This is a genomic window from Neisseria sp. P0009.S007 (assembly GCF_051962515.1).
In genome coordinates this window covers 1-6,548 of record NZ_JBQCVF010000113.1, presented here as the reverse complement: position 1 = coordinate 6,548, position 6,548 = coordinate 1, and the positions used below count along the sequence as shown (strand labels likewise).

Genomic DNA, 6,548 nt, shown 5'->3' with positions numbered 1-6,548 from the left:
GTGTTCGACCATGATGTGGTTTCGGTAGGCGAAACCGCGCAGTTTTTTGCCGTCTCGTCCGTAAACGGCGGTCAAATCGCCGTAGCCGTCGTAGTCGTAGCAATTTGGCAGAGGTCGTCTGAAAGTTGCTGGCTTTCAGACGACCTCTATGTTAACTGTTAATAAGATTATTAAAGAACAAATGGTTCAGACGACCTCAAAGAAAATAGTGAGGTCGTCTGAAAAACAGAAACCGCGTGCGTGCATACCGTTCACACTCTACATCGGAATTGGGGGTTTCATTGGCTACAGCTTGCTAATCGCTTAAAAATTAAACATATTAAGCATTATAATTTAGATAATCTTTAATAAAATATTCAAAGCTATTCCAATGTTTGCTGAATTGTTTATTTTCTATGAACTTTTGAATATTAGGAGCCTCTACAAAAAAAACCTCGTCGGTATTTTTATCATATAAGATATAATCATCTAACTCATTATTTAATAACGAAAAATAATTATCAGGTAATCCAATATTTTTTCTCAAAATTTCTGTTTGGCTACTTGAAAAATCCTCTAAGTCCATTGCCAAATCAACCAAATATCCAATTTTTCCATAAATTTCATCACTATATGTTGACCAAAATTCAACAAAGTCATGATTTATTTTTCCAAACCCTAATCTTTTGAATAATTCACGATATTTATTTTGATTTTCTGGCAATATCCTACCAAATTCATCATCAAGATATTCTTTAAAATTAGTATCTAACATAACAAACCTCTTTGATATAAATATAAGTAAATTGACCTTAACATTTTCCAGCTTTTCTTCTGCGTCTTTTTTCTGCTTTCGCCCTATCTTTCCAATATTGCTTTCTATCCTTATCAAACGCATTTCTATCTACTGGGAAATATGGATGCTTACCGCTTCCATCAACTTTATAAGGATGCAAGGCATTTGTTCTATCATATTTACTATGCGTTTTTACTATGCGTTGTTGAGGTTTCATGCAGACTACAGCTTGCTACGGTTTGCCCATTTATAGAGACTGTATTACTTCTGTATATCTATCTGATTTTTTATCCCAAAAAATGTACAAATAAGTAGTATCATGCTTCAACTTCGATATATCTAACTGCCCTAGAAACATTGCGGGAATATTATCGATGATAGGCCAATCAGGCTCCTGTAACCATTTGGGATATTTATTCATACAAATGAAATGTTCCTTAATAATCTTTTTAAAAGTGGTCGCCGTCTTAGGTTTGTACTTATCATACAAGGAATTTAAATAACCCATATCAGCTGGTATCCAGTTAGGAATAGCCTCCAAAATTAAATCGAATTTTTTTTCTGTCGTTGAATTCGAAGAGTACGGGATATGCTTGTAATCTAAAATTTCCCTGAAAATATCCATCAAATTTAACTTTGCATCAAGAGATGTCAAATCCTGACTAATTAAATATTCATAAGTGGAATTACTATTCATATAAGGTTTAGCTTTAGTATTTTCCAACAGGGAAATTAATTCTTGATTGGAAGACAACGCCATTTCCAATTCTTCAGTTGATAATTTTTCTTCCACAAAATTCTTTAAAATTTCTATTGCTTTCATAGCTAATTTCCTAGATTCCTATAAGGGTCAAGCGTTGCATGTTGTTCTCTAGTTACTTCTCTCAAATTAAAAGGACTATGCCTATCTGCATGACCTAAGCGTTGCGGTACATGATGATGCAACTCCATGGGATTTCCATTTGCATCTAAAGGAGCACTTCCGTAGTCGTAGCGCACCAGTTCCTTGCCTTTGAAGGTGACGGAGGTGAGGCTGTGCACCGCCATCGGGGGAGGCGATTCGGCAGAGATCGTCTGAAAGTTGGTTTTCAGACGACTTCTATGTTAACTGCCAATGAGATTGTTAAAGAGCAAATAGTTCAGACGACCTCAAAGAAGATAGTGAGGTCGTCTGAAAAACAGAAACCGCGTGCGTGCCACATACACCCTACGTCAGGATTGAAGATTTTGTGCAGGCTACAGCTTGTTACAAGGACTAATTATTGCATAATTTGTTGTTTTAATTTTTGGTCAAAAGAATTTTCCAGGAAGATCAAATCATGCTTGCTAAACAATCCATTATCATTTTCTAATACTTTTTTATCAAACAATAAAATATTCTGTATTAAAGGATCATTTAGTGGTAATTCATTCTTATTTATAATAAAAATAGCGGTTAATGCTTTAAAACGAAAAGCCTCTGGATAAAGTGCTAAATATTTTAAAACTTCTTTGCTACCGGAATGGAAGGCCATAATGATTGGAATATGATTTTGCTGCAAATGCTTTAATACATCTGGATAGATGTTTTTTGCATCATTCTCAGATTCAGGTAATTTAATGGTATCTCCATAAGGAAATGAGGTAATAGGGGGAGCTTTAAAAAAATGCGCCTGCGAGATAGATGGTTGTACAAATACTAAATCATATGGGTTTGACGATTTATCATAAGGAGGAACATTTTGGGAGAAAAAATTTCCCATTTCAGAATTGTATGCATATAGGTGAAGTATGACCCCCTCGAAAGTACGAGAATTGCTAAAGGATATTTCACCATAAACATATTTTCCTTTTTTAAATTTAATCCTATCTTTTAGAAAATTAGCATCAGGAATATTTAAATTATTTTTTAAATATTCAATAAGACCTTGAATAAATTCTTTACTTTTCATAATTATCGTCCTTAAAATCAATCTTTGAATACTAAAGTCATAAAGCGAGCAACGCCTTTGGAGGAACCCACATCCGTTTGCTTATCCTTATTTTTTGTTGAAACCATATATGCAGCCTTCGGACATTTTCCTCCAGCATTGTGCGGTTTTTTCAAATTGAATAACCCTGATCTCTTTTGACCTTTCGTTAATCGTCCTGTATTATTTTTTACCTCAATAAAATAGATTTTCCCATCTTTCATTGCGACTATATCAGGACGAATTCGAACCTTTTTCAATTTTTTCCCTGTTCTATCGAGAACTTTAATTGTTACTTCATCTGATAAAATTTTAAAACCTTTACTTTTTAAATACTCAGTTGCTTTAGCAATTCCACGTTGAGCACTCTCTGATTGTACGGATAATCCTAATGGATCAACCCAGACATTTGCATTAGGCGCAAACGAATAAAGATTCTCCCCACCCCACAACCCAATCGGGTCCTGATTCACAAACCGCCCGGCCTCAGGTTCGTAATACCGCATCAGGTTGTAATGCAGTCCCGTTTCTTCATCAAAGTATTGGTTTTGCAGTCGGAACGGCTGGTGCGCGTTCTTGTAAACCTGCTCGTCCTTTTTCAGACGACCCCAGGAGGTGTATTCGCCGTACCACAAGAGATTGCCGTGGATGTCGGTCATCTCGCGCGGTATGCCGATTTGGTCGGTGTGGAAATAGCTGAGGTATTGTTTGCCGTCTTTGGCGTTGTCAAAGATTTGCGCCAGCGGTTCGTAGCTGTCTTGGTCGGTGTAGAGATAGGTGTAGCTGCCTTTGTAGGTGTACTCCTGAAGTAATCGCGTTCCGTCCCAGACGAAGTGGGTGCGTTTGGGGTCGGTGCTCGTCCAGGCGAGTTTGTCTTGGCGTTCTTTGGAGAGCCTTCTGCCGAACGGGTCGTAGGCGTAGCGGCGGTTGAATATGGTACAACAAAGGCCGTCTGAAAGTTGTGTTTCAGACGACCTTTATGCTGATCAGTAATCGGATTATTAAAGAACCAATATTTCAGACGGCCTCAAAGAAAGTATTAAGGTCGTCTGAAAAGCGGAAACTGCGTGCGTACCGCACATACCCTACGTCAGGATTGGAGGTTTCATGCTGGCTACAGTTTGCTAATTACTTTATTAGATATGTATAGAATGCCATTTCCCATCATAACTATCAAATTCTTTTACATTATCTAATTTCCAGAGACCTGCCTGTTTTTTGAATTTATAAAGTCTTTGTGCTTCCATTCCAGCATAAAGCACATCACTTTTTACAGTTATAGAGCTACCTTTTTCTTCTATTTCAATGATTTTCTCGTTATTTGGATTGAATGTTGGAGGGTAGTTAACAGTCATACATTCTAACTTTCCCATTTTTCTTGGTTTATCTGTTAGGTATTTATCGTATATTTCCTTCAGTGTTTGTTTCAATATCTCATCAGGAATATCTGTGCCTGCATCAATATGCTTATTAGCATTGTCTTCCCATTTATACATTTCCATCAGAAAACTATTTAATACGGTTTCAATACTTTCATACATAATTCAATCCTTTTTAGTTATTAAACTTACCACGTAAAACACGCTGCCCACGTTGAAATACCTCATAAACAACACCAGTAGGCCGTGTTCCACCATTGGCATATTCAAATTTCCATTTCAATAACGCCTTGCCATCTTTATCTATAATATTATGAACTTTTCTTTCAAAATCTCTATAAGCTCCTCTATTAATTTTTCTTAACTGAGGAAACATATTTTGATTACTTCTTGAACCACCTAAAAGCTTACCTAAAATATGCCCAGCATCATCATCACATTTGCCTAATCCTCTAGCATAATCACGGTTACCCTGATTTGTAGCTTTTCCTTTTCCTAAATGACTACGTTTTAAAACCACAGAAGCAGAACGGACTTCACCTAGAGAACCTAATTTAACTTTTGGAGTTTTTGCTAAACCTAAAATATCAAACCAACTTTGAATATTAGGAGCAAACTGATACAGGTTATCCCCACCCAACAACCCAATCGGGTCTTGGTTAATGAAACGCCCTGTCTCCGCCTCGTAATACCTCATCAGGTTGTAATGCAGCCCGGTCTCTTCATCATAATACTGGTTCTGCAATCTGAACGGCTGATGCGCGTTCTTGTAAACCCGCTCATCCTTTTTCAGACGACCCCAGGCGGTGTATTCGCCGTACCACAAAAGATTGCCGTGGATGTCGGTCATCTCGCGCGGGATGCCGACTTGGTCGGTGTGGAAATAGGCGAGGTATTGCTTGCCGTCTTTGGCGTTGTCAAAGACTTGGGCTAAGGGTTCGTAGCTGTCTTGGTCGGTGTAGATATAGGTGTAGCAGCCTTTGTAGGTGTACTCCTGCAACAGGCGGCTGCCGTCCCAGACGAAGTGGGTGCGTTTCGGTTCGGTACTCGTCCAGGCGAGTTTGTCTTGGCGCTCTTTGGAAAGGCGTCTTCCGAACGGGTCGTAGGCGTAGGTCCAGATCTCGGTATTGCCGGCGGGCTTTTTGATTTCGGCGCGGACGAGTTGGTTTTCTAAATCGTATTGGTAATATTGGTTTTCGCCATTAGGCAGCTGGCGGTAGATCAGGTTGCCCAATGCATCGTAGGTGTATTCGATGCCGTTGTATTCTTTGAGGCGGTTGCCGGCGGTAAGGTTGGGGTTGGCAGGTGATTTCAGACGACCTTGAGTTTTGGTGTCGTCTGAAATCGGAGCGGTCGTTTTGCCCTCTCCACGACCCTCTCCCGCGGGAGAGGGGGTAGATGTCGGGATGTCGAGGATGTTGTGGGCGGGGTCGAAGGCGAAGGTTTCGCTGCGGCCGGTTTGGCTGTTGCGGGCTTCTTGAATGCGTCCGATTTTGTCATAGACGTAATTGAGGACGCCGCTTCTTTGATCGGCGCTTTGAATGAGGTTGCCGGCTTTGTCGTAGGCGTAGCGGCGGTTGACGGCGCCGCCGGCCAGCGGGTTTTGTTTGCCGTGAAGCGTTTGTGTGCCGCTCCGGACGGTACGCTGGCTTTTCAGACGACCCATGGGGTCGTAGTCGTACAGGCTGCTGATGCTGCCCTGTGTCCTTTGGATTTCGCGGTGCAGTTTGTCGCGTTCGATGTCGCTGACGACTTCGCCGTCGAGGCTGATTTGGTGCAGGTGTCCGCTACCGTAGTACAGGTAATCGATATGGCGGCCGTCGGGCAGGATGGTGCGGATGCGGTTGCCCAACGGGTCGTACTGGTAGCCTACGGTGGCGCTTTGGCCGTTGTGGACGGTGGTTTCGCCGATAAGGCGGTCGAGTTCGTCGTAGGCGAGTTCGACGATGCTGTAGTGGTTGCGGGCTTTGGTCAGGTTGCCGGTAATGGGGTCGTATTCGAAACGGGTGCGGCTGATGCCTTCGTCTTTGCTTTGTCCGTTTTTGTGGGACACTTTGCGGCTTTGTTTTTCGATCAGTTGGCCGAGGATGTTGCGTTTGAAATGGTGGATGTGCCAAGTCTCTGGACGCTCTTTCAGACGGCCTTCATGATTGCTTTGACCGTATTCGGTCTGTTGAACCAGTTGTCCGGCGACATCGTAGCCGTAGGCGGTGATTTTGCCGTCCCAGCCGGTTTCTTGGATCAGGTTGTCGGTTTGGTCGTAATCGAGACGGTAGGTTTCGCCGTTTTCATTGGTAAGGACGGTCAGCCGGCGGGCTTTGTCGTAGGCATAGGCGAAGGTATGGCCCAGTGCGTTGGTGCGTTTGATCGGCAGTCCGTCCACTGCGAGCTCGTAAGCGGTTTTGGCACCAAGTCCGTCGATGTGGGCGGTCAGCCGGTTGAGGC

At 41.9% G+C, this 6,548-nt stretch carries 6 protein-coding genes and 1 pseudogene; all 7 read right to left on the bottom strand.

The window, feature by feature from the left end; translation table 11 throughout:
• Positions 1–319: 319 nt before the first annotated feature.
• Positions 320–754, bottom strand: a complete 435-nt coding sequence (locus ACTHS3_RS09660; RefSeq protein WP_003768463.1) for a hypothetical protein — start codon at positions 752–754, stop codon at positions 320–322.
• Between the two features lie 37 nt (positions 755–791).
• The gene (locus ACTHS3_RS09655) at positions 792–992 is read right to left on the bottom strand and encodes a hypothetical protein (RefSeq protein WP_199900452.1); all 201 of its coding nucleotides are present in this window, start codon (positions 990–992) and stop codon (positions 792–794) included.
• Between the two features lie 30 nt (positions 993–1,022).
• Entirely contained in the window at positions 1,023–1,598 is a 576-nt protein-coding gene (locus ACTHS3_RS09650) for a hypothetical protein (protein ID WP_070625029.1), read from the bottom strand.
• A gap of 436 nt (positions 1,599–2,034) precedes the next feature.
• Positions 2,035–2,706, bottom strand: a complete 672-nt coding sequence (locus ACTHS3_RS09645) for a growth inhibitor PemK (protein WP_070625031.1) — start codon at positions 2,704–2,706, stop codon at positions 2,035–2,037.
• Between the two features lie 398 nt (positions 2,707–3,104).
• Positions 3,105–3,644, bottom strand: a pseudogene (locus tag ACTHS3_RS09640) (RHS repeat-associated core domain-containing protein); the annotation flags it as partial.
• Between the two features lie 216 nt (positions 3,645–3,860).
• Entirely contained in the window at positions 3,861–4,265 is a 405-nt protein-coding gene (locus ACTHS3_RS09635; protein ID WP_070625035.1) for an NTF2 fold immunity protein, read from the bottom strand.
• Between the two features lie 13 nt (positions 4,266–4,278).
• The coding region (locus ACTHS3_RS09630) for an RHS repeat-associated core domain-containing protein (protein ID WP_440367833.1) at positions 4,279–6,548 on the bottom strand (2,270 nt) is incomplete at its 5' end.

Excerpts from the sequence above, each read along its gene's own strand:
- ACTHS3_RS09655 (WP_199900452.1), bottom strand. The coding sequence starts at position 992 with ATGAAACCTCAACAACGCATAGTAAAAACGCATAGTAAATATGATAGA.
- ACTHS3_RS09645 (WP_070625031.1), bottom strand. The coding sequence starts at position 2,706 with ATGAAAAGTAAAGAATTTATTCAAGGTCTTATTGAATATTTAAAAAAT.
- ACTHS3_RS09650 (WP_070625029.1), bottom strand. The coding sequence starts at position 1,598 with ATGAAAGCAATAGAAATTTTAAAGAATTTTGTGGAAGAAAAATTATCA.
- ACTHS3_RS09660 (WP_003768463.1), bottom strand. The coding sequence starts at position 754 with ATGTTAGATACTAATTTTAAAGAATATCTTGATGATGAATTTGGTAGG.
- ACTHS3_RS09635 (WP_070625035.1), bottom strand. The coding sequence starts at position 4,265 with ATGTATGAAAGTATTGAAACCGTATTAAATAGTTTTCTGATGGAAATG.